Here is a 26,514-nt window from a genome sequence, read left to right as displayed (position 1 = left end):
CGGACGCAAACGTCCGATCCCTTAAATCCGGGCAGCCCAGTCACAAAACCGATCTGTCCCAGCACACCCTCTACAACACAAGAGCCAGGCTCTTGAGGGCAAATTAACAGTCCGGTAACGATCTAGGCAACCTAGACGAAAGTACAGACCTGCGGACTGACCTCCCCGCTGTGGTGCCGGCGCGCGCGGCCATATCGGGGGTTGGACCGGCGCTGTCGTCAAGTTATCACTATCACCGAACGGCAACGTCCGGTCGGCGGGCAAACCTCCTAGACAGCGGACATCAGATGCGCGCATCCGTCAGATCTACCTTCGACCAAGGCATTGCCCGCCTGCGATTGGCCAGCCGCGACGCGCTGCAGGTGATCAAAACGAAAGGGCCGACCCAGATACAGTTCTGGTTCATCGCGCTGGCCATCGGCATCGCCGCAGGAGGGGCGGCCGTACTCTTCCGGTTGGGGATTTCGCTGATCCAGTCCAGCGTCTATGGCACGGATGATTTTCTGAAACTGCACACGGTCGCGGCCGGTCTTGCATGGTATCATGTTCTGGCCGTCCCGATCTGCGGCGGCCTTGTTGTGGGGCTGATCCTGCACCGGTTTACCGATGATGGCCGTGTGCGGTCCGTCGCGGATGTGATCGAAGGCGCGGCCCTTGCGCGTGGGCGGGTCGAGGTGCGGCGCGGGCTGGCCTCGGCTGCCGCCTCGCTGATCACGCTTTCGACTGGCGGGTCGAGCGGGCGCGAAGGCCCCGTGGTGCATCTGGCTGCGGTTCTGTCCACCATCGTTTGCCGCTGGATCAAGGCGAGCGGAATCACAGGGCGCGATCTGCTGGGCTGTGCGGTCGCCGCAGCCGTATCGGCCAGCTTCAACGCGCCCATCGCGGGGGCCTTGTTCGCGCTTGAGGTGGTGCTGCGCCACTTTGCGGTCCATGCCTTTGCGCCTATCGTCATCGCATCCGCCGTGGGAACCGTCATCAACCGGACCGTGTTCGGCGATGTGGCCGAATTCGTGCTGCCGGTCCAGAATGCGCTGGCCTTCTATGTGGAACTGCCCGCCTTCCTTATCCTCGGGCTGGTCTGCGGCCTTGTCGCCGTCGTGCTGATGAAATCCATCTTCTGGGCCGAGGATTTTGCCAATTTCGTCCAGACCTTCCTGCGTCTGCCGCGTTATCTGCGCCCGGCGGTGGCCGGCGCGATGCTCGGCGGTCTGGCGATCTGGTTTCCCCATATCATCGGCGTTGGCTATGAAACGACGACGGCCGCCCTGACCGGATCGCTGTTGCTGCACGAGGCGATCGTCTTTGTCGCGCTCAAGGTGCTGGCTGTCGCGATCACCATCGGGGGGCGGATGGGCGGGGGTGTGTTTTCGCCATCCTTGATGATCGGGGCGCTGACGGGGCTGGCCTTTGGCCTGATCGCGACATCCGTGTTTCCCAACGTGTCCGGAGAAGGGTCGCTGTATGCGCTGGCAGGCATGGGGGCCGTGGCGGCGGCCGTGCTGGGCGCGCCGATTTCGACCACGCTGATCGTGTTCGAACTGACAGGCGACTGGCAGACAGGGCTGGCGGTGATGGTCGCAGTGTCGCTGTCCACCGCGCTTGCCTCGCGGCTGGTGGACCGGTCGTTCTTTCTGACCCAGCTCGAACGCCGCGGCGTGCATCTGGCGGCGGGACCGCAAGCCTATCTGCTGGCCACGATCCCCGTCATAGCCCATCTGCGCCCCGCGCCCGAGGATGGCTGCAAATCCTTGATCCAGCAGGGCCTTTTTCTTGACCGCAAAGCGACGCTGGAACAGGCGATGCCCCTGTTCGACCGTAGTGGCGAAGCGTTCCTGCCCATTGTGGCGCTTGCGGAAAATGCCGACCGCCCCGCCTTACTGGGCGTGCTTTACCAGATCGATGCCCTGCGCGCGATGAACCGCGCGCTATCGGACACCGCCGCCGAGGAACATTCCTAGACTTCCTCGACCGCGACCTTGCTTTTGTAAAACGCCAGATAGCCTTTGATCGCGGCAACGGCAGGCTTGGGGTCTTCATAGGACCAGACGGCATCCGCGATCAGCCCGCTTTTCGCGGCGATCCCGTAATAGGACGCGCTGCCTTTGTGCGGACAGGTCGATGTCGTATCCGAAGGTTCCAGAAACGCCATGGCGATGTCGGCGCGCGGAAAATAGATGACGGGCGGATAATCCCCTTCGACCAGTTCCAGCGCTTGGGTGGATTCGCCAAGCACCGCGCCACCGGCGCGCACGACCCATGTGCCGGTCGCAGGGCGAATTGTGATGTGATCAGACATGAAACGATCCTTCGGGGACAAGAATTTCGGGTTACAAAGGCGCGCAGGCGGCCACCAGCCATGCAGAAGTAGCTTGATCAACGCGCGGGCCAACAAGCGCCAACGTATCGGCATGATAGCGATCAATCCAGTCCCGTTCTGCGCCCGTCAACAGATCGCTGTCAATGAGGCGACGGTCGAACGGCACATGCGTCAGCGTCTCGAAGGCCAGCATGTCGCGTGCATCCGCACCGGGCAGGGGCGGGGCCTTCACCGTGACGATCAGGTTCTCGATGCGGATGCCGAAATCGCCGGGGCGGTAATAGCCCGGCTCGTTCGACAGGATCATGCCCTCTTGCAAGGCAACCTCGGACCGGCGCGAAATCCCCTGCGGGCCTTCATGCACGCTCAGGTAGCTGCCCACGCCATGCCCCGTGCCGTGATCGTAATCCATCCCCGCCAGCCACAAAGGCGCGCGCGCCAGCGCATCCAGATGCTGCCCGCCCACGCCCCGTGGAAACCGGATGCGGCTGACCGCGATCATCCCCTGCAACACGCGGGTATAACAGGCGCGGTGCGTGGCGTTCGGTGTGCCGATGGCGATCGTGCGGGTGATATCGGTGGTGCCGTCCTGATACTGCCCGCCGCTGTCCACCAGCAGCAATTCGTCCTGCCGCAGGGAGCGGTTGCTCGCCTCGCTCACGCGGTAATGCACGATGGCGCCATTGGGGCCGGACCCGCAGATCGTCTCGAAACTGATGTCGCGCAGCGCATTGGTCTCGCGCCGGAACCCTTCCAGCGCGCGCACGACGTCAATCTCGGTCAACCCGCCCGTGGGGGCCGTGGCATCAAGCCAGGCCAGAAACCGCACCATCGCCACAGCGTCGCGGTCATGGGCCGCGCGCGCGCCTACGATCTCGGTTGCGTTCTTGCAGGCCTTGGGCAGGATGCAAGGGTCAGGCGCATGCACGACCTGCGCCCCCGCCAGCGTGCTGGCCACCAGATCGGGGCAGGTCTTGGGGTCGATCTGCACCGTGCCGGTCATGCCCTGCAAGACAGGCAGGAAATCCGCCACATCGCGCAAGGTCACGTCAGGGCCCAGATGGTCCACGATCCCGTCTGCCTTGCCTGCACCCGCGAAGAGGGTAACCGCCCCCGTGCGGTGCAGAATGGCAAAGCCCTGCGGCACCGGATTGAGGGGAATGTCGCTGCCACGCATATTCAAAAGCCAGGCGATGGAATCAGGCAAGGTCAGCACGCAGGCATCCGCCCCCAGCGCCGCCGCCAGCCGCGTGCGTTTGGCGGCATGATCCTCGCCTGCAAGTTCCAGCGGTTGCACTGTGAAAGGCGCATCCGGCGGGGCAGGCTGGTCCTGCCAGATCCCGTCTACCAGATTGTCCACCGCGCGCAGCTGCCATGCGGGCAAGGCCGCGCGCAGCTTTGCGATCTCGTCCACCGTGTGCAGCCAGGCGTCATAGCCCAGCACACCGCCCGCAGGGCGCGCCTCTTTCAACCAGTCTGCCAGTTGCACCTCGGGCCAATGGACGGGCGTGTAGCAGTCTGCCACCTCTGACAGCACCTGCACACGATAGCGCCCGTCGATGAACACGCCCGCGCGATCCTGCAACGCCACGCAAAACCCTGCCGAGCCGGAAAACCCCGTCAACCAGCGCAGCCGCGCATCGCGGGCCGCCACATATTCCCCCTGATGCGCATCGGCGCGCGGCACAAGGAAAGCATCCACACCCACGGCCTGCATCTCTGCCCGCAGATCAGCCAGCCGCGCTGGCCCCTGATCAGGGCTCGATTGGGCTTCGAAACTCTGGAACATCGCGCCCCCACTTCTTTTTTCCAAAAATACTCTCGCCGAAGGCCTCCGGTTCGCCAGAACCGGATCAGCCGACCTTGCGCATCCCCAAGACGCGCGCCCTTTTGCGCGGATCATTGTCGAAAAGGCTCGCAAGCTGTTCGGTCATCGCCCCCGCCAGTTGCTCGACATCGGTGATGGTCACCGCGCGTTCGTAATAGCGCGTCACGTCATGGCCGATCCCGATCGCGACAAGTTCGACCGCGCGGCGGCGTTCGATCATCGCGATCACGTCGCGCAGGTGTTTTTCCAGATAATTGGCGGGGTTCACCGACAAGGTGCTGTCATCGACCGGCGCGCCGTCGGAAATCACCATCAGGACCTTGCGCTGCTCATAGCGCGCGGTGATCCGGCGGTGCGCCCATTCCAGCGCCTCGCCATCGATGTTTTCCTTGAGCAACCCTTCCTTCATCATCAGCCCGAGGTTGGGCCGCGTCCGCCGCCAGGGCGCATCGGCGGATTTATAGATGATATGGCGCAGATCGTTCAGACGGCCGGGAGTCGCGGGGCGGCCATCGGCCAGCCATTTCTCGCGGCTTTGGCCGCCTTTCCACGCCTTGGTGGTGAACCCGAGGATTTCCACCTTCACATCGCACCGCTCCAGCGTGCGCGCCATCACATCCGCACAGATCGCGGCAATGGAAATGGGGCGGCCGCGCATTGAGCCGGAATTGTCCAAGAGCAGCGTCACCACCGTGTCGCGGAAATCGGTGTCTTTTTCGACCTTGAAGCTGAGCGGCGTGGTGGGCGAGGCCACAACACGCGCAAGGCGTCCGGCGTCGAGGATACCCTCTTCGCGGTCGAATTCCCACGACCGGTTCTGCTGCGCTTGCAAGCGGCGTTGTAGTTTGTTGGCCAGCCGCGACACGGCCCCTTTCAGTGGTTCAAGCTGCTGGTCCAGATAGGCGCGCAGCCGTTCCAGCTCGACCGGTTCGGCCAGATCCTGCGCGCCGATCTCTTCATCAAAGGCGGTATAGGCGACCTTGTAATCGGGGTCGGCGTCCGACACGGGCGCAGGTTGCGGCGGGTCCATCGGGGCCTCGCCTTCGGGCATCTCGACCTCTTCGCCCATTTCGGCATCGGCCTGGTCGTCCATGCTGACCTGCGCCTGTTTGGCGTCCTGCTGGCTTTCCTGACTTTGTTCGGGGCTGGCTTCGGCCTCCTCGCTGTCGCCGTCATCGTCGCCGCTGCTGTCGGGTTCGTCCTGATCGTCGCTGCCGTCCTCGGCGGCCTCGTCCTGATCGTCGTCGAGCTGGTCGGGGTCGTCGCCCAGCTGGTCGCCATAGCCCAGATCGGAAATCAGCTGCCGCGCGAAGCGGGCGAATTCTTTCTGGTCGTTCAGCGTGGCGTTGAGGTTTTCAAGCGTGCCGCCGCAATGATCCTCGATGAACCCGCGCCACAGCTGCATGACATTATCCGCCCCCGCAGGCAGGTCGCGCCCTGTCGCCAGATGCCGGATCAGATAGCCCGCTGCGACCGCCAAAGGCGCGTCCGAGGCCTGGGTGATCTGGTCATAGCCCTTGCGCTTGGCGTCGTTGCCGATCTTGGCGTCGATGTTTCCGGCAGTGCCGGGCATGTATTGCGCGCCGACAGCCTCGATCCGGGCGGTTTCCATCGCGTCGTAAAGATCGCGCGCCATCTGGCCTTGGGGCATATAGCGCGCGGCGGTGGCGGCGTCGTGGAACCTGTGGCGCAGCGCGAAACTGTCCGCCGTGCCGCGCGCCAACAACACCTCGTCACGGGTCATACGGCGCGAGACCTGCGGCAGGCGCATCGTATCCGCCGTCTGGCCGGATGGATCGACCGAGAACGTCACCGATAGATCGGGATCGTCGGCCATGACCTTGGTCGCTTCGGCCAGCGCCTTTTTGAACGGATCGGCGGGATTGTCGGATGGTTTTTGCATGCCAAAGATAAACCACCGGATCAGGGCAGGGGCAAGGGGGCCTGCGCGCCTTGCGTATTTTTGCACAGACCCTGCGCCGTGGTGCCCGTAGCAACAAAACGCATCATGTCGCATCTACTGTCCATCGCATACCCCATTCTGGAGAGATGACATGACCACGAAACCAAAGATCGCTTTGATCATCGGATCGACCCGCGCCACCCGCTTTGCCGATAAACCCGCCGCATGGATGCTGAAACAGGCTCAGGCCCGCACCGATATGGATGTGGAACTGGTCGATCTGCGCGACTTCGACCTGCCGCTGTTCGACGAAGCCGCCAGCAACCTCTGGATGCCATCCAGCGACGAACGCGCCGTGAAATGGCAGCAGAAGATCGGCGAATTCGACGGCTACATCTTTGTTGTCGCCGAATACAACCGCTCGATCACCGGCGCGCTGAAGAACGCGCTCGATCAGGCCTATAACGAATGGAACCGCAAGCCGATGTCGGCCATCGCTTACGGTTCGGTCGGCGGCACACGCGCGCTGGAACACCTGCGCAACATCGCCGTGGAATTGCAGATGGTGCCCGTGCGCAACGCGGTCCACATCGGTGGCGGCGATTTCTTCGGGGTGCACCCGCTGGGCGCCAATGCCGAGATCGACACCATCGCCGATCACCTGATGCCATCGGTCAACGCTACGCTGGACGATATCGTCTGGTGGGCGAATGCGACCAAAGCCGCACGCGGCTGAACGCAAAAGGTCGGGGAGAACCCCGACCTTCATCACCTCCGTAGGCCGGGGTTTTCCCCGGCCTGTTTTTTTACCGCAAGCTCAGGCTTGCCGCACTTTCCGGCAGTTCCTCGTCGAAACAGCGCTGATAGAACTCCGCTACCGTCTGGCGTTCCAATTCGTCGCATTTGTTCAGGAACGACAGCCGGAACGCATAGCCCACATTGCCAAAGATCCGCGCATTTTCCGCCCAGGCCAGCACTGTGCGCGGCGACATCACCGTGCTCAGATCGCCGTTCATAAAGGCTGTCCGTGTGAGGTCTGCGACAGTGACCATCTGGCTGATGATCCGGCGGCCTTTTTCGGTGTTGTAATGCGGTGACTTGGACAGCACGATCGCGGCCTCGGCGTCATGCGACAGATAGTTCAGTGTCACCACCATCGACCAGCGGTCCATCTGCGCCTGGTTGATCTGCTGGGTGCCGTGATACAGCCCCGTAGTATCCCCCAGACCCACGGTGTTCGCGGTGGCGAACAGGCGGAAATAGGGGTTGGGCGTGATGATCTCGTTCTGGTCCATCAGCGTCAGCTTGCCGTCGGTTTCCAGCACGCGCTGGATCACGAACATCACATCCGCGCGGCCTGCGTCATATTCGTCGAACACAATGGCGACGGGGTTGCGCAAGGCCCAAGGCAGGATGCCTTCGTGGAATTCGGTGACCTGCACGCCGTCGCGCAGCTTGATCGCATCCTTGCCGATCAGGTCGATCCGGCTGATGTGGCTGTCAAGGTTCACCCGCACGCAAGGCCAGTTCAGCCGTGCGGCCACCTGTTCGATATGTGTTGATTTGCCGGTGCCGTGATAGCCTTGAATCATCACGCGGCGGTTATAGCCGAAACCTGCAAGGATCGCCAAAGTCGTCTCGGGATCGAACTTGTAGGTGCTATCGATCTCGGGCACGCGGTCACTGCGTTCGGCGAACCCCTTGATCTTCATGTCGCTGTCGATGCCAAACACGTCCTTGACGGAGATGTCTTCGGTCGGTTTCGCATGCATGTCTGTGGTGCCGTCGGCCATGTGCCTTGCCTTTTCGGTTGATAGGTCGCAATCAAATCTCGCATGCAACATAACGCAGCCCACGGCAAGCGCCACCCCGTAGGGCGGGATCAGGTCAGTTGCATGCTGCGCCAGTCCGCCACAGCCGCAGCAACGCTGGAATCGTTGCTTTTAACCATGTCACATTGTAAGAATGTTGCGCGAAGGCTGTCGGCTTTGTCGGCGTGTTCGTCGCAGGTTTTGACGGCTTACGCATTTCAAGAGTGTCGTTGTTTCAGGAGTAGCGCAATGTCGGCGCGCATATCGAAAGCGTCCCTTGTGGCGCCAGATACGAAAACCACCTTGTCGGCTTATGCCGGCGTCACTGGCGTGACGGGTGTTGTCGGGTATCTGGTCATGTCGGGCGCGGCCTTGTGGCCAAATGTTGCAGGCACAATCGGGGTCTATGACGCGTGGATGATCCTAGCGGGCGCACTTGCCGGGCTTGCTGCGATGGTGATCGCGCGCGGCTGGCTGGGGATGCCCGGTGTGCTGGGGGCCATCAGGGCGTGCTTTGGCGCGCTGGTCATGGCCATTTTGGCCGCGCTGATCGGCGGCAGCCTCATCATGCCCGTCTACGGCACCTATTATGCCCCGTTCGTCGTTCTGTCCGCGTTCATCGCAAACCCGTTGTGGGCCGTGCTGTGGTGCGGCGGTGTGGGTGTGGCGCATGCCGTTCTGTCGCAGGCCGAACGCAGAAGGCTGGCGATCCTGTCGAAACAGGAACAACAGGCGCAATCCTCGCTCAGCCCGCTGTCGCAGGCCTATTTCTATCGCAAGTGACTAGTCCGCGTCGCGGAAGTTGCGGCTGACCTTGATCTGGTCCCAGGCCCACACGACCTCGGACAGCTGTTCTTCCTGGCTGCGGTCACCACCGTTCATGTCGGGATGCAGCACCTTGATCAGCGATTTATAGGCCTTGCGGATTTCCTGCTTGGACCAGTTATCTTTCGCTTCCAAGATCTCGATGGCGCGGCGTTCGGTCGGGGGCAGCTTGCGCCCGACAGCGGCGCCACGGCCAGGGTTGCGCGTGGCATTGGCCCCAAGCACCTGATGCGGGTCATCCACGCCAAGCCGCGCCCATGCACGCTCTTCCACCGACCGCTTGAACGGCTTGGTGGGACGGTCCCAGACGCGGTCCTTGTCCATCTGTGCTGCCAGTTCGGCCTCTGACGTGGTGTCGAAGAAGTTCCATTTCAGGTTGTATTCGCGGACATGTTCCTGACAGAACCAGAAATAATCATCCAGCACATCGGGCGATTTGGGCGCGCGGAATGGTGCGGCAAGCGAGCAGCCTTCATGATCGCAGACGCGTGTTGATGTTTCCGACGCCCCCGACATACCACGCCGCCCGCGCGGGTTCTTTTTCTTGGAACCCGATACAGACATATCGAAACCGAAGGGGTCGTCTTTTTTCATGGTGCATCTCTTCTTTCCGACTCAGGCGACAGACTGTAGACCCCTGAGCGACAGAGAGAAGAGGGCAGAGGGAAAATAATGGCATTGCAGGCTGAAATTCACGCAAGACTGATGACGCTCGCCCCCCAGACGCTGGATGTGATCAACGAAAGCCACAAACACGCGGGCCATGCGGGTGACGACGGGACAGGCGAAAGCCACTGGCGTGTCGTGATCAAGGCCGCGTCACTGGATGATATGTCGCGCATCGCGCGGCACCGGGCTATCCATGCCGCCATTGGCCCTGACCTGATGGGCCGGATTCACGCGCTGGCGATCAACCTGCGCTGATCAGTCTTTTTCGGCTGTCTGCGCGCTGGGGGTCTCGTCCGAAACGACGACCTTTTTCTGCACCTTCTCGGCAGGAGGTGCCACCGGAGGTGCGGGACGCTGCGGTTTCATCTTGGGGGCGGTGTTGACCACCTTGGCGCGGCGGAAGACCAGCATGTTCTGATAAACGGTTGTCTTGCTCATCAGCCCTTCGCGCTGTTCGCAGGGCAGGGTGTCGGCGCGGATATATTCCCAGCCATCCGCCGCCAGATCGTTCATCGCGGTTTCCAGCGACAGGGCAAAGCGATCCTCGGCCGACTTGACGCCGGGCGCTTTCGTACCGCGCATGGGGGCCGGTATGACCTTGTATTCATATGTCATCGTGCTGTTCCCTGATCCAGTGCCGGACCATAGCAAGACCGGCGGGGATGTCCAATCATCCTATAGCCCAAGCCGTGCCGCGACGATCTGGTTGACCGCCGCCGGATTGGCCTTGCCGCCTGTCGCCTTCATCACCTGACCCACGAACCAGCCGGCCAGTTTCGGATTGGCCTTGGCCTTTTCGACCTGATCGGGGTTGGCGGCGATGATCTCGTCAACCGCCGCTTCGATGGCGCCAGTGTCGGTGACCTGTTTCATGCCTTCGGTTTCCACGATCTCTTCGGGGTCGCGGTCTTGGGTATAGGCGATGTCGAACACGTCCTTGGCGATCTTGCCCGAAATCGTGTCGGATTTGATCAGCCCGATGATCTGGCCCAGACGTTCGGCGGAAATCGGGCTGTCGGTGATATCGCGGTCGTCCTTTTTCAGACGGCCGAAAAGCTCGTTGATCACCCAGTTGGCAGCCAGCTTGCCATCGCGGCCTTCGGCCACCTTTTCAAAGAAGCTCGCGTTTTCCTCTTCGGCGGTCAGAACAGAGGCGTCATATTCCGAAAGGCCGAAATCCGCGATGAACCGCGCTTTCTTCGCATCGGGCAGTTCGGGCAGCTTGGCCGCAATGTCATCAACCCACGCCTGTTCGATCTCCAAGGGCAGCAGGTCGGGGTCGGGGAAATAGCGGTAATCATGCGCTTCTTCCTTGGACCGCATGGAGCGTGTCTCGTTCCGGTCGGGGTCATAAAGCCGCGTTTCCTGCGTGACAGACTTGCCGTCTTCCAGCAGGGCGATCTGGCGGCGGGCCTCGTAATCAATGGCCATCTGGATGAACCGCATGGAGTTCATGTTTTTGATCTCGCAGCGCGTGCCAAGGTGGCTGAAATCCTGCGTCGCCTGATAACGCTCGTAATCGCCCGGACGGCAGACCGACACGTTCACATCGGCGCGCAGATTGCCGTTTTGCATGTTGCCGTCGCAGGTGCCCAAGTAGCGCATGATCTGGCGCAGTTTCAGCACATAAGCGGCGGCTTCCTCTGGCCCGCGGATATCGGGGCGGCTGACGATTTCCATCAATGCAACGCCGGTGCGGTTCAGGTCCACAAAGGACATTGCAGGGTCCATGTCATGGATCGACTTGCCCGCATCCTGTTCCAGATGGATGCGTTCGATCCGCACGCGGCGCGCGATGCCATTTCCCATTTCCACCAGCACTTCGCCTTCGCCCACGATGGGGTGATAGAGCTGGCTGATCTGATAGCCCTGCGGCAGGTCGGGATAAAAATAGTTCTTGCGGTCAAAGGCCGACAAAAGGTTGATCTGCGCTTTCAGCCCCAGCCCCGTGCGCACGGCTTGGGCCACGCATTCCTCGTTGATGACAGGCAACATGCCGGGCATGCCCGCGTCGACAAAGGCCACATTGCTGTTGGGTTCGGCACCGAACAGGGTCGAGGCACCGGAGAACAATTTGGCATTGGTGGCGACCTGCGCATGGACTTCGAGCCCGATCACCAGTTCCCAATCGCCGGTCGCACCGGAAATGACTTTGGGGGCGGGGGTGTCATAGGTCAGATCAAGCATCAACGCATCCTTGGTTCAGGTCCTGACGATCTTTAACGAAAAGCGCAGGTTTGCGCGATGTCTAAAAGAACGCGGGCCCCGCTTCAAGGTGCGCTGGGCGCGTCTTTGGACAGCCAAGGGCGCGTTGTCGCAATCAGATTGACCACCGGCGCATATTCCCCGCCCAAGGCCAGCGTCGCCGCGCGCAGCAGCGCGATGCCTTCCTCGGGGTCGCGGGGAATGGCCGATGCGGAAATCGGCTCGCCCATGGTCACGATGAACGGCTGGCGGTCCTTGTTCAGTGTCTCGTGGAACAGGGTGATGTCACGCAGGGTCGGGTGGATGCGGTCAAAAATATAGAACAGCGCCGAATTGCGCGCCTGAATGTTCACCGGAATGACCGGCAGGTCGAATTTGCGCGCCAGCATCGCCGCCGAGGCCATCCACGGCCGTTCATGCAGCGACAGCCAGCGCCGTTTGGCCAGCCGCCCCGACGGGAAGATCACGCCAAGCCGTCCGGCTTCGGTCGCTTGACGGACAAAATTCATCGTCTCGCGCGTCTTAGCATGGCTGCGTAGTTCCTTGCGCCATTCAACAGGTGCGATCATGCTGTCCATCTGCGGAAACACGCGCAGGATATCGCGGTTGGCAAAGAAATAGGCATCGGGTCGTGTGCGCGCGATCAGGTGGTTGAGGATGATTCCATCGGCGATTCCCGTCGGATGGTTCGCCACGATCAGCGCAGGCCCATGGGCGGGCAAATTACCAAGCCCCTTGCTTTGCACCATCAGCGCAAGGCGGTCCGCCATGTCCTGCATGATCTGCGCTGCATCGGCATGTTCGAGTTTTCGTGCGATTTGAAGGGTCTTTTCGTAGCCGAGCATGGCGTGCAGGGCCCTGCGAACGTAACCTGTGCCGGGCCGGTCCGCATAAAGCCACGGCGCGCGCTCGGCAATCAATGGCGTGATACGCTCTTCCATAAGACACCAAACACCAGAGTTCTGTAACGGTTCCACGACAGTGTTCCTTTTTTGAAAAAAAGCGACTGTCGTCATAAACTACGCGAGAAATCGGCTGTTTTTTGCGAGGAGTCTAGCGTTGAATTTAGGCCTGCGGAGGCTAAGTTCCGACCATGCCCAAGATGCGCAAAAAATCCGATCTGCCCCAAAAGACCTGCGCGACCTGCGGCAGGCCGTTCGTCTGGCGCAAAAAATGGGCCAAGGTCTGGGACTCTGTGCGCTATTGCTCAGACAAGTGTCGCGGGACGCGCAACTGAATCGGCCCGCGCTTGTTGCCTATCGGAAACTTGTGTTCTAATTCGTGATGCAAGGCACAGGTATGCCGCCGCATGCCGGGATAGAAGGAATTTCAGCCATGACCGATCGCGTTGCAAAACACGGGCTTCAGGTCGCCAGCGAACTGGCGGCGTTTATCGACACGCAGGCGCTGCCCGGCACTGGCATCGACGCCGACACCTTCTGGAAGGGTTTTGCTGGTCTGGTCGCCACCATGACGCCGCGCAACCGCGCGCTTTTGCAAAAACGCGATGATCTGCAGTCGGCCATCGACGCATGGCATGTCGGGCAGCGCGGCAAGGTCCATGACCGTGTGGCCTATGAAAACTTCCTCAAGGACATCGGCTATCTTGTCCCCGAAGGCGATGATTTCGAGATCGATACCGCCAACGTGGACCCCGAGATCGCCAAGATCCCCGGACCCCAACTTGTCGTGCCGATCACCAATGCCCGTTTTGCGCTGAATGCCGCCAACGCGCGCTGGGGCAGCCTTTATGACGCATTCTACGGCACCGATGCCATGGGCGTGCAGCCACCCTCGGGCGGCTATGACCGCGGGCATGGCGCCCGCGTCGTCGCCCGCGTGCGGGTGTTTCTGGACGAGGCATTTCCCATCGAAGGCAAAAGCCACGCCGATGTCGCGCGTTATCACGTGCAGGACGGCCAGCTGCTGATCGACGATGCGCCCCTGCGTGACCCTGCGAAATTCGTGGGTTATCGCGGCAACCCCAAGGCCCCCGATGCGGTGGTGCTGGTCAACAATGGCTTGCATGTCGAACTGGTGTTCGACCGCGCCCATCCCATCGGCAGCCGCGATCAGGCGCTGTTGGCCGATGTGCGGCTGGAAAGTGCTGTCTCCGCGATCATGGATTGCGAGGATTCGGTCGCTTGCGTTGATGCTGAGGACAAGGTGTTGGCCTATGGCAACTGGCTGGGCCTGATGAAGGGCGACCTGACCGCCGATCTGGTCAAGAACGGCAAGACGATGACCCGCAAACTGGCCGCTGACCGTGACTATACCGCGGCGGATGGCGGCAAGATCACGCTCAAAGGCCGCGCGCTCCTCTGGATTCGCAATGTTGGCCATCTGATGACCAACCCCGCGATCCTTGATGAGGGTGGCGAGGAAGTGTTCGAAGGGTTGATGGACGCGATGGTCACCACGCTGATCGCGCTGCACGACCTCAAACAAGATGGCGGCAATTCGGCGCATGGGTCGGTTTATGTCGTCAAACCCAAGATGCACGGCCCCGAAGAAGTGGCCTTTACCAACGACATTTTCGCGCATGTCGAGGATGCGCTTGGCCTGCCGCGCCACACCGTCAAGATCGGCATCATGGACGAGGAACGGCGCACGACCGTCAACCTCAAGGAATGTATCCGCGCCGCGAAATCGCGTGTCGCTTTCATCAACACGGGCTTTCTGGACCGCACCGGCGATGAAATCCACACTTCGATGGAGGCAGGCCCCTTCAGCCGCAAGGATTTCATCAAGCGCAAGCAGTGGATCGGTGCCTACGAGGATCAGAACGTCGATATCGGGCTGGAATGCGGATTTTCCGGGCGCGCCCAGATCGGCAAGGGGATGTGGGCCATGCCCGACCTGATGGCCGCGATGCTGGAACAGAAAATCGGCCATCCGCAATCGGGTGCGAACTGCGCCTGGGTGCCAAGCCCGACAGCGGCGACGTTGCACGCGCTGCATTACCACAAGATCGACGTGATGGCAGTGCAGGCGCGGCTGCGCAAAGGCGGGCGGCGCGCTTATGTGTCCTCGATCCTCGACATTCCGCTGGCGCAATACCAGCGCTGGACCGAGGCGCAGAAAATGCGCGAGGTGGAAAACAACGCGCAAGGCATCCTTGGATATGTCGTCCGCTGGATCGATCAGGGTGTCGGTTGTTCCAAGGTGCCCGACATCAACAACGTCGCCCTGATGGAAGACCGCGCCACCTGCCGGATCTCGTCGCAGGCGCTGGCGAACTGGCTGCATCACGATGTGGTCGGCCGCGATCAGGTGATGGAAGCGATGCAGAAAATGGCCCGCGTCGTGGATGACCAGAACGCAGGCGACCCCGCCTATCGCCCCATGGCCCCCGATTTCAACGGCATCGCCTTTCAAGCGGCCTGCGATCTGGTGTTCAAAGGGCGCGAACAGCCTTCGGGCTATACCGAACCCGTGCTGCACCAGCGCCGTCTGGAACTGAAAGCGCAACGCAACCACTAAGGCGGCGACCCCCGCGAAGGAGACGAAAATGTCAGAGATTTCGATCAGCAAGGCCCGCACGATTATTCGCAAGGCGCTGGCCACAGGGCGCGAGCTGGGGCTGAAGCCGCTGTCGGTCGTGGTGCTGGACGCGGGCGGCCATGTGAAGGCGTTTGAACGCGAAGACGGCGCATCGCCCGGCCGGTTCGGGATCGCGCATGGCAAGGCTTACGGATCGGTCATGCTGGGCATGGCGGGCAAGGCGCAGATGGCCCGCGCCGAGGCGCAGCCGTTTTTCATGGCCGCGATCAACGGCGTCTATGGCGGACAGGTCGTGCCTGTCCCGGGTGGCGTGCTGGTGCGCGACAAGAAAGGTGCTGTCATCGGTGCCGTCGGCGTCACAGGCGATACCTCCGACAATGACGTCATCGCGGCGATGGCGGGGATCGAAGCGGCAGGGCTGACGGGCGAAGCCTAAGCCCGATTTCCCTGCGACAGGGCGGCCAACTGCCGTTTTGGTGGGCATGTGCGTCAGCGCATGCCCCCTTGTGCGCGCGACATCCCTTCCGCTTTGTGCGCGGCACGGCTATCTTCTGAGCAACCCTGCAGGAGAATGACATGCGCCGACCAGTGATCGGGATTATCGGCAATAGCTATCTGATCAATGACGAATACCCCGCCCATGCCGCCGGCACGATGAACGCGCAGGCCTTGGCCGAAGTGTCGGGCTGCCAGCCGCTGATCGTGCCATCGCATCCGGGGCTGGTTTGTATCGATACCTTGCTGGATATCTGTGACGGTTTTGTCTTCCCCGGCGCGCGGGCGAACGTCCATCCCGAGGAATACGGCGAGGAGGAAACCCCCGCCCATGGCTCATTCGACCGCGACCGTGACCGCCTGACCCTGCCGCTGATCCGCGCCTGTGTCGCGCGCGGCCAGCCGATCCTTGGCATCTGCCGCGGGTTTCAGGAGGTCAATGTCGCGATGGGCGGCACGCTCTTCCCCGAAATCCGTGACCTGCCCGGACGCGACAACCACCGGATGCCCCCCGACGGGTCGCTGGAGGAGAAATTCGCCCTGCGCCATACCGTGACCTTCCGCCCGGGTGGCGTGTTCCACCGGCTGATGGGAGCGCCCAGCGTGATGACCAACACGTTGCACGGGCAGGGGATCAAGCAACCTGGCCCCCGTGTGATCGTCGACGGCCACGCGCCCGACGGCACGCCAGAAGCGATCTATATCGCTGATGCGCCCGGTTTCACCCTGTCGGTGCAATGGCATCCCGAATGGAACGCTGATGCCGATCCGGTGTCGCGCCCGCTGTTCACCGCCTTTGGCGACGCCTGCCGCGACTGGGCGGCAGGAGCCTTGCGCAAGGTTTCGTAAACGATTACGCCTTTGCGCATGAAACGTTCGCGCATCAATGACATCATGGCCGAGGCGGATCAGATGATCCGGTCGCACGGCTTCACCCTGCCACCTTTTGCCTATTGGTCGCCCGACCAGTTCAAAGCCCGCGCCAACGATGCCCGCGCCGTCATCGACGCGCGCTGCGGCTGGGATATCACCGATTACGGCGCAGGGCGGTACGATCAGATGGGCCTGTTCCTGTTCACCCTGCGCAACGGGCGGCTGGCCGACCTGCAGCGCGGCGGAGGCATGTGCTATGCCGAAAAGCTGCTGATCTCGAAACAGGACCAGCTATCGCCGATGCACACCCATGTCATCAAGGCCGAGGATATCATTAACCGTGGTGGCGCGACTCTGGTCGTCGAGCTTTACGGCTCTGACCCTGATGGTCATTTCGACGAAACGGCGGGTGGCGTGGTCATGTGCGACGGGATCACGCGGGCCTTCGCCCCCGGCGACAAACTGCGCCTTGCCCCCGGCGAAAGCGTGACCCTGATGCCCGGCGACTGGCATGCCTTTTGGGGCGAGGGGGGCGATGTGCTGATCGGCGAGGTTTCAACCGTCAACGACGACGAGACTGACAACATCTTCCGAGAGCCGATCGGGCGTTTTGCGCAGATCGAGGAAGATGTGCCGCCCACCCATCTGCTGGTCAGCGACTACGCGGACTGGCTGTCCGCGTAGAAATTTTTTGTCAAAAAATTTCGGCGCGCCAAAAATTTTCGCCGAAAATTTTTGCCTCCTGGCCGTTCACAAGATCAGATCAAAGGTCTTGATCAGCGGCAATTCCCGCGCCCTGACACCTGTCAGATCGAACAGAGCGTTGCCAAGTGCCGGCATCGCAGGCGGCGTGCCCGGTTCACCAATCCCGCCCAGATGCGCGCTGGTTTCCAGAATGCGCACATCGAACCGCGGTGTCGTATGCATCCGCAGCGCATCGTAATCGGTGAAATTGCCCTGATCGGCAGCCCCGTCGGTGAAGGTCACCTCTTCGAGCATCGCTGCTGACAAGCCATAGATCGCGCCAGACACCATCTGCGCCTCGATGATCGACGGATCAAGCGCTGTGCCCGGATCGCAGGCGATCCAGCAGTGGTTGATGCGGATGCCGCGGCCTGTATCCTCGACCTCGACCACCTGTGCGGTGGCGGTGCCGAAGGAATGGCAGAACGCGACACCGCGCCCGATATTGGCGGGCGTCTCGCCCGTCCAGCCACACATCTCACCCACGGCACGGATCACGCCAGCGGATGGCGCATGTTCACGTTCTGCCAGCATCAGGCGGAACTGCAACGGATCAGTGCCCGCGGCATGGGCCATCTCGTCGATGAAGGTATCCAGAAAGAACCCGTTGAACGACGCCGCCACCGACCGCCAAAATCCGACCGGCACGCTCAGATCTGCGAGATGCCCGGTGATGCGGAAATTCGGCACGCCGTAGGGCTGGTCTGCCGCGCCTTCGACATGGGCGCGGTCGGGGCCGGGGGGGACCTGCCCCATCTGGCGAAAGCTGGATTGCTGGAACACCGAAGGGGCGGCGATCTTGCCGTCGATCAGTTGCGCCGCGCCATCCGCCACCACACCCCGGAACCGCGCCATCGCCGCAGGGCGATAGAAATCGTGGCGCATGTCCTCTTCGCGCGTCCAAGTCATGCGGATCGGCGTGCCAGGTAGGCTTGCGGCGATCCGTGCCGCCTGCACGGAGTAATCCGTCTCGGCGCGCCTGCCGAAACCGCCACCCATCAGTGTCGTATGTACGGTCACGGCTTCAGGGGTCAGGCCTGCCGCTGCCGCACATGTGTCGCGCGTCATCACCGGGGCCTGATTGCCTGTCCAGATCTCCAGACCCGCGTCAGTATAAAGCGCTGTGGCATTCATCGGTTCCATCGTGGCATGGGCAAGGAAAGGCACGGTATATTCCGCCACCACCTCGGTCCCTGCAATTTCCGCGCTTACGTCGCCATCGTCACGCACGGTGCTGTTCGGCGCGGTGTCAAAGGCCGCAGCAATCGCGGCCATCATGCCTGCGGTATCGGCCGGATAGGCCGCATCTTCCCAGACGATATCCACCGCCTCTGCCGCCTGCATCGCAAGCCAGGTGTTCGAGGCCACAACAGCGATCCCGTCGCCCAGATCGATGATGGCTTCTACCCCGTCCATCGTGCGCGCGGCAGTGTCGTCATAAGACACCATGCCCGCGCGTTTGGGGTTGATCCGCACGGTGGCGAATTTCATCCCCGCGAGCTGCACATCGCCCGCGAATTGCGCGGTGCCGGTCGCCTTGGCCAGCATATCGACGCGCGGCATGGATTTGCCCAAGTATTTCCATTCAGATTTGGGCCGCAGCGCCACATCGGGCAGGGCAATGTCACGCACCGCCTCGGCCAGCGCGGTATAGGCGATGCGGGTGCCGTCGGGCGCGATGACATGGCTGTCCTCGGTGCGCAGGTCGCTGGCCGCAACGCCCAATTGCGCCGCCGCCGCAAGTTTCAGCGCCTCGCGGGCGCTGGCCCCGGCATGGCGCATCCGCTCGTACCCGTCTTTCATGGATGTGGACCCGCCCGTCACCTGCAGATGCAGCAGCTTGCCCACCTGCCCGATGGTGTGGCGCAGGCTGTTGCGGAATTCGGTGTCGGCGTAATGACGGAACGGCAAGGCAAGACCGAGCAGCGCCTGATTGTAATAGGCCTGCGCGGGCGGGCCGTGCAGAACGGTGATATCTTCCCATGCGACATCCATCTCTTCGGCGACAAGGGCTGCCAGCGTGGTCTGCACGCCTTGCCCCATTTCGGCGCGCGGCGCGATGACGGTCACCCCGTCCTGATTGAGCAGGATGAACGGGGTCAGCACCGCTTCGCCCGCATCTGCGACCAGCGGGTTCGGCGCATCCTTGCGGATCTGGTAGACCCCGAACGCGACCCCGCCCACGATGGCGGCGGACCCGATCAGGAAGGTACGGCGGGCGATCTTGCGAATATTGGCCATGATTACACCTCTGCCAGACGCTGGGCCGCGTCCTTGATCGCGGCACGGATGCGCGGATAAGTCCCGCAGCGGCACAGATTGCCTTGCATAGCGGCGTCGATGTCGTCATCCGTGGGGGCAGGGGTTTCGGCCAGCAAGGCTGCGGCATTCATGATCTGGCCGGACTGGCAGTAACCACATTGCGCGACCTGATGGTCGATCCAGGCCTGCTGGATCACCGCCAGATTGTCGGGCTGGCCCAGCCCTTCGATCGTCGTGACCTCGCCCCAGACATCGGCCAGCGCCACCTGACAGGACCGCACAGCCTGACCGTCGATATGCACGGTGCAGGCACCGCAGGCGGCGACACCGCAGCCGAATTTGGTGCCGGTCAACTCGACCTCGTCGCGCAACACCCACAGCAGGGGCACATCATCAGGAAGATCGACGCTATGCGCCGTGCCATTGATCGTCAGGGAAACTGCCATCTTGCACCTCGTATTCTGAACTGTTCCGTTTAGTTTAGGCGGCGGCTCTGTTCAGATCAAGCCTGCATCAACTTCCGAGCGCGTCAATTTGCGCGATGCGCGATGTGACGCGCTCCCCGCCGGAGGCGACTGCAGCTTGCTGCGGTCACAGCACCGCCAGCCCCTTGATCTGCCCCAGCAGCTTGGGGATCGCATCCTTGAAGCGGAAGAATCCGTGGGTCGCGTGCGGCCAAGCGTCCAGATCATAGACGTGCAGCACCCGCACCGCATCGACTTGCCGCAAGGCATCGGCGGCAGGGCCGACAGGCGGGCAGGCCATCACCACCTGCTCCAGCCCTTGGGCCTTGCGCCAGTCGGCCAAGGCATCGGCGCTGATGATGTTGACGCGGCCAAGCTGGCCTGCAAACCGGTCGTGACAATCCCGCATCGCGCCCGCGACGAAGTCCGTTACCATGGGGGCCACCTGCAGCGGGCTACGCTGGTCTGTTGTTTGCACAAAAGCCGTGGCGACGGGTGTCACCTTGTCCAGCACCCAGTCAGGCGACAGGTCATCCTCGGTCAGGATCAATCCGGTGCGCTTGGCGGGATCAATCGTCCCGCTGACAGGCAGAGGCCCACGGTCGGGATGCGGCGGGCAGGGGAGTGCGGCCGCAGATTGTGCCAGCCCTTCGGGCCGGAAGCGGCCTTGGGTGTATTTGGCGATATTGTCCGGCTGCGCCAGATAGGCTTTGCCCAGCGTTTGGATGCCCCCGACCCAGCGCCATGACAGCGTATTGGACGCAGGATCACCGTCCAGTAGATGCCGCAGAAAGAAATCCGCACCCAGCACCCACGGCAGTTGCAGCGTGTGAATCCAGATCGAGGCGAACCACATCCGCGCGTGGTTGTGCAGATAGCCCGTCTGCACCAGTTGCCGCGCCCAATGGTCGAAACCGTCGATGCCGGTCTGGCCCAGACAGGCGGCTTCCCAACGCTGACGCAGCCCCGCCTGCGTCTGGACCTCGTTCAGTGCTGCCCCCAGATCGCGCCGGTAATCGGCCCAGACGGTGGGGCGCAGCTCCAGCCAGCCTTTCCAATAGGTGCGCCAGACCACTTCCTGAATAAACTTTTCGGCCGCCTGCGGGCTGTGGTGTGACAGCACGGCGCGCAGCACCTCTTCTTCGGTAATGATCCGGTGGCGGATATAGGGCGACAGGACCGAGACATGGGCCAGGTCGTCAAAGTTGCGCATCGCCGCGTAATCGCGCCCTGCGCGGGGGGTGAAATCGGCAAGGCGGGTCAGCGCATCGTGGCGTGTCGGTGTCAACATGCGTGGCAATTAACCCGCGGCGCGCGGCTTTCAATGGCGCCCGTTCTTGACAGTGTCGCGGGCGCGGGCCAACGCTGCCGCATGTTTGATCTGCGCCCCGTCGGATATGTGATCGGCCTGCTTGTCGCCTCGTTGGGTGTGACGATGCTGGTGCCGCTGGCGGCTGATCTGCTTGCGGGTGATCCGCATTGGTTCGTCTTTTTCGAAAGCGCGGTGGTCACGATCCTGACGGGCGGATTGCTGGCACTGGCCTGTTCTAATGGTGTGACGGCGGGGCTGACGCTGCGCCAGACCTTCCTTTTGACATCGCTTGTCTGGCTCACGCTGCCGCTGTTCGGCGCGATCCCTTTTATCCTTGGCGCGACCGAGGCGACGCTGACGGATGCGTTCTTTGAGTCCATGTCCGCGCTGACGACGACGGGGGCCACGACCTTTACCCAGCTTGAAACTTTGCCTGCAGGCTTACTGTTGTGGCGCGGCGTGCTGCAATGGCTGGGCGGCATCGGGATCATCGTTGTGGCGATGGTGTTCCTGCCCGAACTGCGGGTCGGGGGCATGCAGATTTTTCGCTCGGAAGCCTTTGATACAATGGGGAAAATCCTGCCCCGTGCAGGTCAGATCGCAAAGCAAATTTCCGAAATCTACGTCGCGATGACCGTCGTATGCGCGCTAACCTATGCCGCGCTCGGGATGGAGAATTTTGACGCCTTCGTGCATGCACTGACCACCGTTTCGACGGGGGGGATGGCGACCTCGGATGCGTCCTTCACGCTTTACGGGCCCAGCATCCACTATGCGGCGGCGTTCTTTATGTTCCTGTCGGCCTTGCCTTTCGTGCGGTTCATCCAGCTGATGGCGGGAACGGCGCAGCCGCTGTTGCGCGACAGCCAGGTGCATACGTTCTTTGGCGTGCTTGCCTTCGTAATCCTGCTGATGACGGCATGGCTTTGGAGCCGTGAAGGCGAGATGACCGAACGCGCCTTTCGCGAAGCGATGTTCAACGTCGTCTCGGTGATTTCCGGGACCGGCTATGCCAGCGCTGATTACATGACATGGGGCACGTTCCCGGTGGTCGCCTTTTTCTTCGTCGGGTTGATCGGTGGTTGCGCCGGGTCCACCTCCTGTTCGATCAAGGTGTTCCGCTACCAGCTTTTGTTCGCCGCCATCAAAAGCCAGATCCGCCAGATCCACAGTCCTCACGGGATTTTCACGCCGCGCTATGCAGGGCAGCCCGTGGGCGACGATGTGCTGAATTCGGTAATCGCTTTCTTCGTGGCTTTCGTGTCGCTGCTGGGGATAGTCACGGTGCTGCTGGGGCTGACGGGTCTGGATTTCATCACCGCGATGTCGGGTGCCGCCTCGGCCATCGGCAACATCGGCCCCGGCCTTGGGCCTGAAATCGGACCGGCGGGCAATTACGCGAATATCAACGATCCCGCGAAATGGATTCTGGCCATCGCGATGTTCGTGGGCAGGCTCGAAGTGATGGTCGTGCTGACCATTCTGTCGGTCCGGTTCTGGCGCAACTGATTGACCCTTGGGGCGGCGGGGCCTATGTGACGCCCAAGATGCAAACGAGGGTGCCCATGTCCGACAAACCGCGCAGTTTTCAGGAAATCATCCTGCGGCTTCAGTCCTATTGGGCGGCCAAAGGCTGTGCGATCCTGCAACCCTATGACATGGAAGTCGGCGCGGGTACCTTCCACCCCGCTACCACGCTGCGCGCGCTGGGGTCGAAACCTTGGGCTGCCGCCTACGTCCAACCGTCGCGCCGCCCGACCGACGGGCGCTATGGCGAAAACCCCAACCGTCTGCAGCACTATTACCAGTATCAAGTGCTGATCAAACCCAGCCCGCCCGATCTACAGGATCTCTATCTTGGCTCGCTGGCTGCCATCGGGATCGACGCGCATCTGCATGACATCCGCTTTGTCGAGGATGACTGGGAAAGCCCGACCCTTGGCGCATGGGGGCTGGGCTGGGAGGTCTGGTGCGACGGGATGGAAGTCAGCCAGTTCACCTATTTCCAGCAGGTTGGCGGGCATGACTGCCGCCCTGTGTCGGGCGAATTGACTTACGGTTTGGAACGGCTGGCGATGTATGTGCTGGGCGTGGATCATGTGATGGACATGCCCTTCAACGACCCTGACACACCGATCCCGCTGAGCTATGGCGATATCTTCCGCCAGACCGAACAGGAATATGCGCGCTGGAATTTCGACGTGGCCGATACCGACATGCTGCTGCAGCATTTCAAGGATGCCGAGGCCGAATGCCACCGCATCCTGTCCACCGCCGCGCAGGACCCCAAGAAAGATATGCAGATCATCATGGCGCATCCCGCCTATGACCAGTGCATCAAGGCCAGCCACCTGTTCAACCTGCTGGATGCGCGCGGCGTGATTTCCGTTACCGAACGGCAGGCCTATATCGGGCGGGTCCGCGCCTTGGCCAAGGCCTGCGCGGATGCATTTGTGCAGACCCCCGCTGCGGGGGCCGCAGCCTGATGGCGCGCGTGCTGATCGTGGCGATGCTGGTGCTGGCGGTCGTTGTCGGTGCGGCGATGTATTATCTGCAGGTCTATGCCTATTACGAAGATGTGGTCGCGACCGAAGGCGACATTACCCTGACCGCCGCCGATGGTGGCGATCCGATCACGGTGCCGTTCAGCGCCTTCACCGGCATCGACGCGATTTCCAGCCCGCTGCGCTATCGCGCCTGCCTGACCACGGATATCGACGCAGGCACGCTGGCCACGGCCATACCGTTGCCCTTTGCCGAACCGCGCATCGCGCCGCGCTGGTTTGACTGTTTCGACGCCCGCCAAATCGGCGCGGACCTGCGCGAAGGGCTGGCCACCGCCTATATGGGCACCGCCAACTTGCAATACGGCATCGACCGCGTGTTCGCCGTCTATCCCGACGGGCGCGCCTATATCTGGCACGAGATCAACGCCTGTGGCGAAGCCGTGTTCAACCGCTATCCCGCCCCTGACACCTGCCCCCCAGCACCCGAAAGCCTGCAATAATGCCTGATCTTCTGATTGAACTTTTCTCCGAGGAAATTCCGGCCCGGATGCAGGCGCGCGCCGCCGATGACCTGCGCAAGCTGGTCACCGACGGTCTGGTCGAAGCGGGGCTGACCTATGCCGGTGCCGCCGCCTTTGCCACGCCGCGCCGCCTGACGCTGGCGATTGACGGGCTGACGGGCGAAAGCCGCAGCCAGCGTGAAGAACGCAAAGGGCCAAAGGTCGGCGCGCCCGATGCCGCCATCGACGGGTTCCTGCGGGGCGCGGGGATCACCCGCGAGGCGCTGGAAATCCGTGACGACAAGAAGGGCCAGACCTATTTCGCCGTGATCGAAAAGCCGGGGCGCAAGGCCGCCGACATCATCGCGGAAGTGCTGGACGCCACCGTGCGCAATTTTCCGTGGCCCAAGTCGATGCGCTGGGGCACGGGGTCGCTCAAATGGGTGCGTCCGTTGCAATCGATCATCTGCCTGTTGTCGGATGAAGCAGGGGCAGAGGTCGTGCCGCTGACCATCGACGGGATCACCGCAGGGCGCAGCACGCGCGGGCATCGTTTCCTGTCACCTGACGCCTTCACCGTCAACGGTTTCGACGACTACGAGGCCAAACTGAAACGCGCCCATGTGATCCTGCGCGCGGATGAACGCGCCGAGGTGATCTGGAACGACGCGACACAGCAGGCCTTTGCATCGGGTCTGGAACTGGTCGAGGATCGCGGGCTTCTGGCCGAGGTTGCGGGGCTGGTCGAATGGCCCGTCGTGCTGCTGGGCCGGATTGACGAGGCCTTTCTGGGCTTGCCGCCCGAGGTGCTGCAAACCTCGATGAAAGAACATCAGAAATTCTTTTCGGTCCGCAACCCCAAGACAGCCCGGATCGAACGCTTTGTGACCGTCGCGAACATGGTCACCGCCGATCACGGCGCGACCATTCTGGCGGGCAATCAAAAGGTGCTGGCAGCGCGGTTGTCGGATGCGAAATTCTTCTGGGAAAACGACCTGCGCACGGTCAAGGCCGAGGGGCTGGAAGGCATGGGCGCGGGGCTGGCCAATGTCACCTTCCACAACAAGCTGGGATCACAAGCCGACCGCATCGCGCGGATCGCCGCCCTTGCGCGTGAAATCGCGCCGCATGTGGGCGCTGATCCCGATCTGGCAGAACAGGCGGCAAAGGTCGCCAAGGCCGATCTGCAATCGGAAATGGTGAATGAGTTCCCCGAATTGCAGGGGCTGATGGGGTCTTACTATGCAAGAGCCGCCGGATTGGATCCGGCGGTGGCGGCCGCCTGCCAAGACCATTATTCGCCGCTGGGACCATCGGACGCCGTGCCGACCGCACCCGTATCGGTGGCCGTGGCGCTGGCCGACAAGATCGACACGCTGACGGGTTTCTGGGCGATTGACGAGAAACCGACAGGGAGCAAGGACCCCTTTGCGCTGCGCAGAGCGGCGCTGGGAGTTATTCGGTTGGTGTTAGATCGTCCATTCCAAGGGATGACTTTGACAGAAACATTTGTAGATGCGGCTTTCAGGCATAAATATGATTTAGAAGAGATTGAAAACCTCACCGAAGCTGTAGCCCTACATACAGATATGATTGGATCTGGAATTCAGCGCCCTGAACACAGCAGCTATACAGAATGGAAATCTTACATTGATTCGATGTCCAAGCTGGAAAGCCAAGCTGCTGAATATACGGCTATCGGAGCAAGTGTTAACAATTGGTATGGGCGTTCGAAAGAAACAGCATCAGACCTCCTCGCCTTCTTCCACGACCGCCTCAAGGTCTACCTCCGTGACCAGGGCATCCGCCACGACATCATTGACGCCTGTATCGCAATGCCGGGAAATGACGACCTGACCCTGCTCGTCAAACGCGCCCGTGCGCTGGCGGAGACGCTCGCCACCGATGACGGCGAAAACCTGATTCAGGGGTTCAAGCGCGCGAACAACATCCTCACGCAGGCCGAGGAGAAGGACGGCGTCGAATACTCCTACGGCGCGGACCTGAAATTCGCCGAAGACGATGCCGAAAAGGCGCTGTTTGCTGCCCTCGATGCTGCAGATGCAAAGATCGCGCCCGCGATGAAAGACGAAGATTTCAGCACCGCGATGACCGCTATGGCGGCACTTCGCGGGCCGATTGATGCTTTTTTCACCGCTGTGCAGGTCAACGACGACCGGCAGGTGATCCGCCGCAACCGGCTTAACCTTCTGTCACGCATCAGGAAAATCTGCCTTTCCGTCGCTGACCTCACAAAAATCGAAGGCTAGCTCACGCAACTGTCAACTTTGCTTT

At 62.0% G+C, this 26,514-nt stretch carries 24 protein-coding genes; 13 read left to right on the top strand and 11 right to left on the bottom strand.

Going from position 1 to position 26,514, the window contains the following annotated elements; all coding sequences use genetic code 11:
* Positions 1-287: 287 nt before the first annotated feature.
* Positions 288-1,958 carry a chloride channel protein gene (locus VCK47_RS04965; protein WP_322889608.1) on the top strand — a complete coding sequence of 557 codons (1,671 nt, stop codon included), beginning with the start codon at positions 288-290 and terminating at the stop codon, positions 1,956-1,958.
* Here VCK47_RS04965 and VCK47_RS04960 read toward each other — a convergent pair.
* The 3 genes from VCK47_RS04960 to cobT form a co-directional block, all read right to left on the bottom strand.
* Entirely contained in the window at positions 1,955-2,296 is a 342-nt protein-coding gene (locus tag VCK47_RS04960; protein ID WP_322889607.1) for a DUF427 domain-containing protein, read from the bottom strand. The genes VCK47_RS04965 and VCK47_RS04960 overlap by 4 nt on opposite strands.
* A gap of 31 nt (positions 2,297-2,327) precedes the next feature.
* Positions 2,328-4,106 (bottom strand): aminopeptidase P family protein, encoded by a 1,779-nt coding sequence (locus VCK47_RS04955; protein WP_322889606.1) that lies wholly within the window; start codon positions 4,104-4,106, stop codon positions 2,328-2,330.
* A 64-nt stretch (positions 4,107-4,170) separates the two neighbouring features.
* The gene (gene cobT, locus VCK47_RS04950) at positions 4,171-6,048 is read right to left on the bottom strand and encodes a cobaltochelatase subunit CobT (protein WP_322889605.1); all 1,878 of its coding nucleotides are present in this window, start codon (positions 6,046-6,048) and stop codon (positions 4,171-4,173) included.
* Positions 6,049-6,199: 151 nt separating this feature from the next.
* Between cobT and VCK47_RS04945 the strand changes: the two genes are divergently transcribed.
* Positions 6,200-6,784, top strand: a complete 585-nt coding sequence (locus VCK47_RS04945) for an NAD(P)H-dependent oxidoreductase (protein ID WP_322889604.1) — start codon at positions 6,200-6,202, stop codon at positions 6,782-6,784.
* Between the two features lie 70 nt (positions 6,785-6,854).
* On the opposite strand, the gene cobS is transcribed toward VCK47_RS04945, so the two are convergent.
* Positions 6,855-7,841: a cobaltochelatase subunit CobS gene (gene cobS, locus VCK47_RS04940; protein WP_322889603.1), complete on the bottom strand. Its 987-nt coding sequence runs from the start codon at positions 7,839-7,841 to the stop codon at positions 6,855-6,857.
* Between the two features lie 267 nt (positions 7,842-8,108).
* Between cobS and VCK47_RS04935 the strand changes: the two genes are divergently transcribed.
* Positions 8,109-8,642 (top strand): hypothetical protein, encoded by a 534-nt coding sequence (locus tag VCK47_RS04935; protein WP_322889602.1) that lies wholly within the window; start codon positions 8,109-8,111, stop codon positions 8,640-8,642.
* Here VCK47_RS04935 and VCK47_RS04930 read toward each other — a convergent pair whose 3' ends face one another.
* Positions 8,643-9,278 carry a DnaJ domain-containing protein gene (locus tag VCK47_RS04930; RefSeq protein WP_322889601.1) on the bottom strand — a complete coding sequence of 212 codons (636 nt, stop codon included), beginning with the start codon at positions 9,276-9,278 and terminating at the stop codon, positions 8,643-8,645. It abuts the gene before it with no gap.
* Between the two features lie 78 nt (positions 9,279-9,356).
* Here VCK47_RS04930 and VCK47_RS04925 point away from each other — a divergent pair, with 78 nt between their 5' ends.
* A complete protein-coding gene (locus VCK47_RS04925; protein ID WP_322889600.1) occupies positions 9,357-9,608 on the top strand; it encodes a BolA family protein in 252 nt (83 codons plus the stop codon).
* Here the strand turns inward: VCK47_RS04925 and VCK47_RS04920 are convergent, their stop codons facing one another.
* The 3 genes from VCK47_RS04920 to VCK47_RS04910 all read right to left on the bottom strand — a co-directional run bounded on the left by VCK47_RS04920 (position 9,609) and on the right by VCK47_RS04910 (position 12,499).
* Positions 9,609-9,968 carry a DUF4177 domain-containing protein gene (locus VCK47_RS04920; RefSeq protein ID WP_322889599.1) on the bottom strand — a complete coding sequence of 120 codons (360 nt, stop codon included), beginning with the start codon at positions 9,966-9,968 and terminating at the stop codon, positions 9,609-9,611.
* Between the two features lie 60 nt (positions 9,969-10,028).
* A complete protein-coding gene (gatB, locus tag VCK47_RS04915) occupies positions 10,029-11,540 on the bottom strand; it encodes an Asp-tRNA(Asn)/Glu-tRNA(Gln) amidotransferase subunit GatB (RefSeq protein ID WP_322889598.1) in 1,512 nt (503 codons plus the stop codon).
* Positions 11,541-11,623: 83 nt separating this feature from the next.
* The gene (locus VCK47_RS04910) at positions 11,624-12,499 is read right to left on the bottom strand and encodes a 1-acyl-sn-glycerol-3-phosphate acyltransferase (RefSeq protein ID WP_322890026.1); all 876 of its coding nucleotides are present in this window, start codon (positions 12,497-12,499) and stop codon (positions 11,624-11,626) included.
* A gap of 152 nt (positions 12,500-12,651) precedes the next feature.
* On the opposite strand from VCK47_RS04910, the gene VCK47_RS04905 reads away from it, so the two are divergent.
* The 5 genes from VCK47_RS04905 to VCK47_RS04885 all read left to right on the top strand — a co-directional run bounded on the left by VCK47_RS04905 (position 12,652) and on the right by VCK47_RS04885 (position 17,114).
* Positions 12,652-12,795 carry a DUF2256 domain-containing protein gene (locus tag VCK47_RS04905; RefSeq protein ID WP_322889597.1) on the top strand — a complete coding sequence of 48 codons (144 nt, stop codon included), beginning with the start codon at positions 12,652-12,654 and terminating at the stop codon, positions 12,793-12,795.
* 98 nt (positions 12,796-12,893) lie between these two features.
* On the top strand, positions 12,894-15,041 hold the full coding sequence (locus tag VCK47_RS04900; RefSeq protein ID WP_322889596.1) for a malate synthase G: 2,148 nt from the start codon (positions 12,894-12,896) through the stop codon (positions 15,039-15,041).
* Positions 15,042-15,069: 28 nt separating this feature from the next.
* On the top strand, positions 15,070-15,498 hold the full coding sequence (locus VCK47_RS04895) for a GlcG/HbpS family heme-binding protein (RefSeq protein WP_322889595.1): 429 nt from the start codon (positions 15,070-15,072) through the stop codon (positions 15,496-15,498).
* 140 nt (positions 15,499-15,638) lie between these two features.
* Positions 15,639-16,406: a gamma-glutamyl-gamma-aminobutyrate hydrolase family protein gene (locus VCK47_RS04890; protein ID WP_416236646.1), complete on the top strand. Its 768-nt coding sequence runs from the start codon at positions 15,639-15,641 to the stop codon at positions 16,404-16,406.
* 18 nt (positions 16,407-16,424) lie between these two features.
* Entirely contained in the window at positions 16,425-17,114 is a 690-nt protein-coding gene (locus VCK47_RS04885) for a D-lyxose/D-mannose family sugar isomerase (protein ID WP_322889594.1), read from the top strand.
* Between the two features lie 66 nt (positions 17,115-17,180).
* Here the strand turns inward: VCK47_RS04885 and VCK47_RS04880 are convergent, their stop codons facing one another.
* The 3 genes from VCK47_RS04880 to VCK47_RS04870 all read right to left on the bottom strand — a co-directional run bounded on the left by VCK47_RS04880 (position 17,181) and on the right by VCK47_RS04870 (position 21,191).
* Positions 17,181-19,415, bottom strand: a complete 2,235-nt coding sequence (locus tag VCK47_RS04880) for a xanthine dehydrogenase family protein molybdopterin-binding subunit (protein WP_322889593.1) — start codon at positions 19,413-19,415, stop codon at positions 17,181-17,183.
* Positions 19,416-19,417: 2 nt separating this feature from the next.
* Positions 19,418-19,882, bottom strand: a complete 465-nt coding sequence (locus VCK47_RS04875) for a (2Fe-2S)-binding protein (RefSeq protein WP_322889592.1) — start codon at positions 19,880-19,882, stop codon at positions 19,418-19,420.
* A 145-nt stretch (positions 19,883-20,027) separates the two neighbouring features.
* Positions 20,028-21,191, bottom strand: a complete 1,164-nt coding sequence (locus VCK47_RS04870; RefSeq protein ID WP_322889591.1) for an FAD-binding domain-containing protein — start codon at positions 21,189-21,191, stop codon at positions 20,028-20,030.
* Positions 21,192-21,272: 81 nt separating this feature from the next.
* Here VCK47_RS04870 and VCK47_RS04865 point away from each other — a divergent pair, with 81 nt between their 5' ends.
* From VCK47_RS04865 to glyS, 4 genes are read left to right on the top strand one after another with little or no spacing between them, the layout of a single operon-like run.
* Positions 21,273-22,721, top strand: coding sequence for a TrkH family potassium uptake protein (locus tag VCK47_RS04865; protein WP_322889590.1), 1,449 nt, complete (start codon positions 21,273-21,275; stop codon positions 22,719-22,721).
* A gap of 56 nt (positions 22,722-22,777) precedes the next feature.
* Complete coding sequence (locus VCK47_RS04860; RefSeq protein ID WP_322889589.1) at positions 22,778-23,698, top strand: glycine--tRNA ligase subunit alpha; 921 nt, start codon at positions 22,778-22,780, stop codon at positions 23,696-23,698.
* Positions 23,698-24,219 carry a DUF6446 family protein gene (locus VCK47_RS04855; protein ID WP_322889588.1) on the top strand — a complete coding sequence of 174 codons (522 nt, stop codon included), beginning with the start codon at positions 23,698-23,700 and terminating at the stop codon, positions 24,217-24,219. The genes VCK47_RS04860 and VCK47_RS04855 overlap by 1 nt, the downstream gene beginning before the upstream one ends.
* Positions 24,219-26,489 carry a glycine--tRNA ligase subunit beta gene (glyS, locus tag VCK47_RS04850; protein ID WP_322889587.1) on the top strand — a complete coding sequence of 757 codons (2,271 nt, stop codon included), beginning with the start codon at positions 24,219-24,221 and terminating at the stop codon, positions 26,487-26,489. Before VCK47_RS04855 ends, glyS begins: the two co-directional genes overlap by 1 nt.
* Positions 26,490-26,514: the final 25 nt, after the last annotated feature.

Source organism: Yoonia sp. 72 (assembly GCF_034652275.1).
Taxonomy (GTDB): Bacteria; Pseudomonadota; Alphaproteobacteria; order Rhodobacterales; family Rhodobacteraceae; genus Yoonia.
This window is presented reverse-complemented; position numbering and strand designations above follow the sequence as displayed.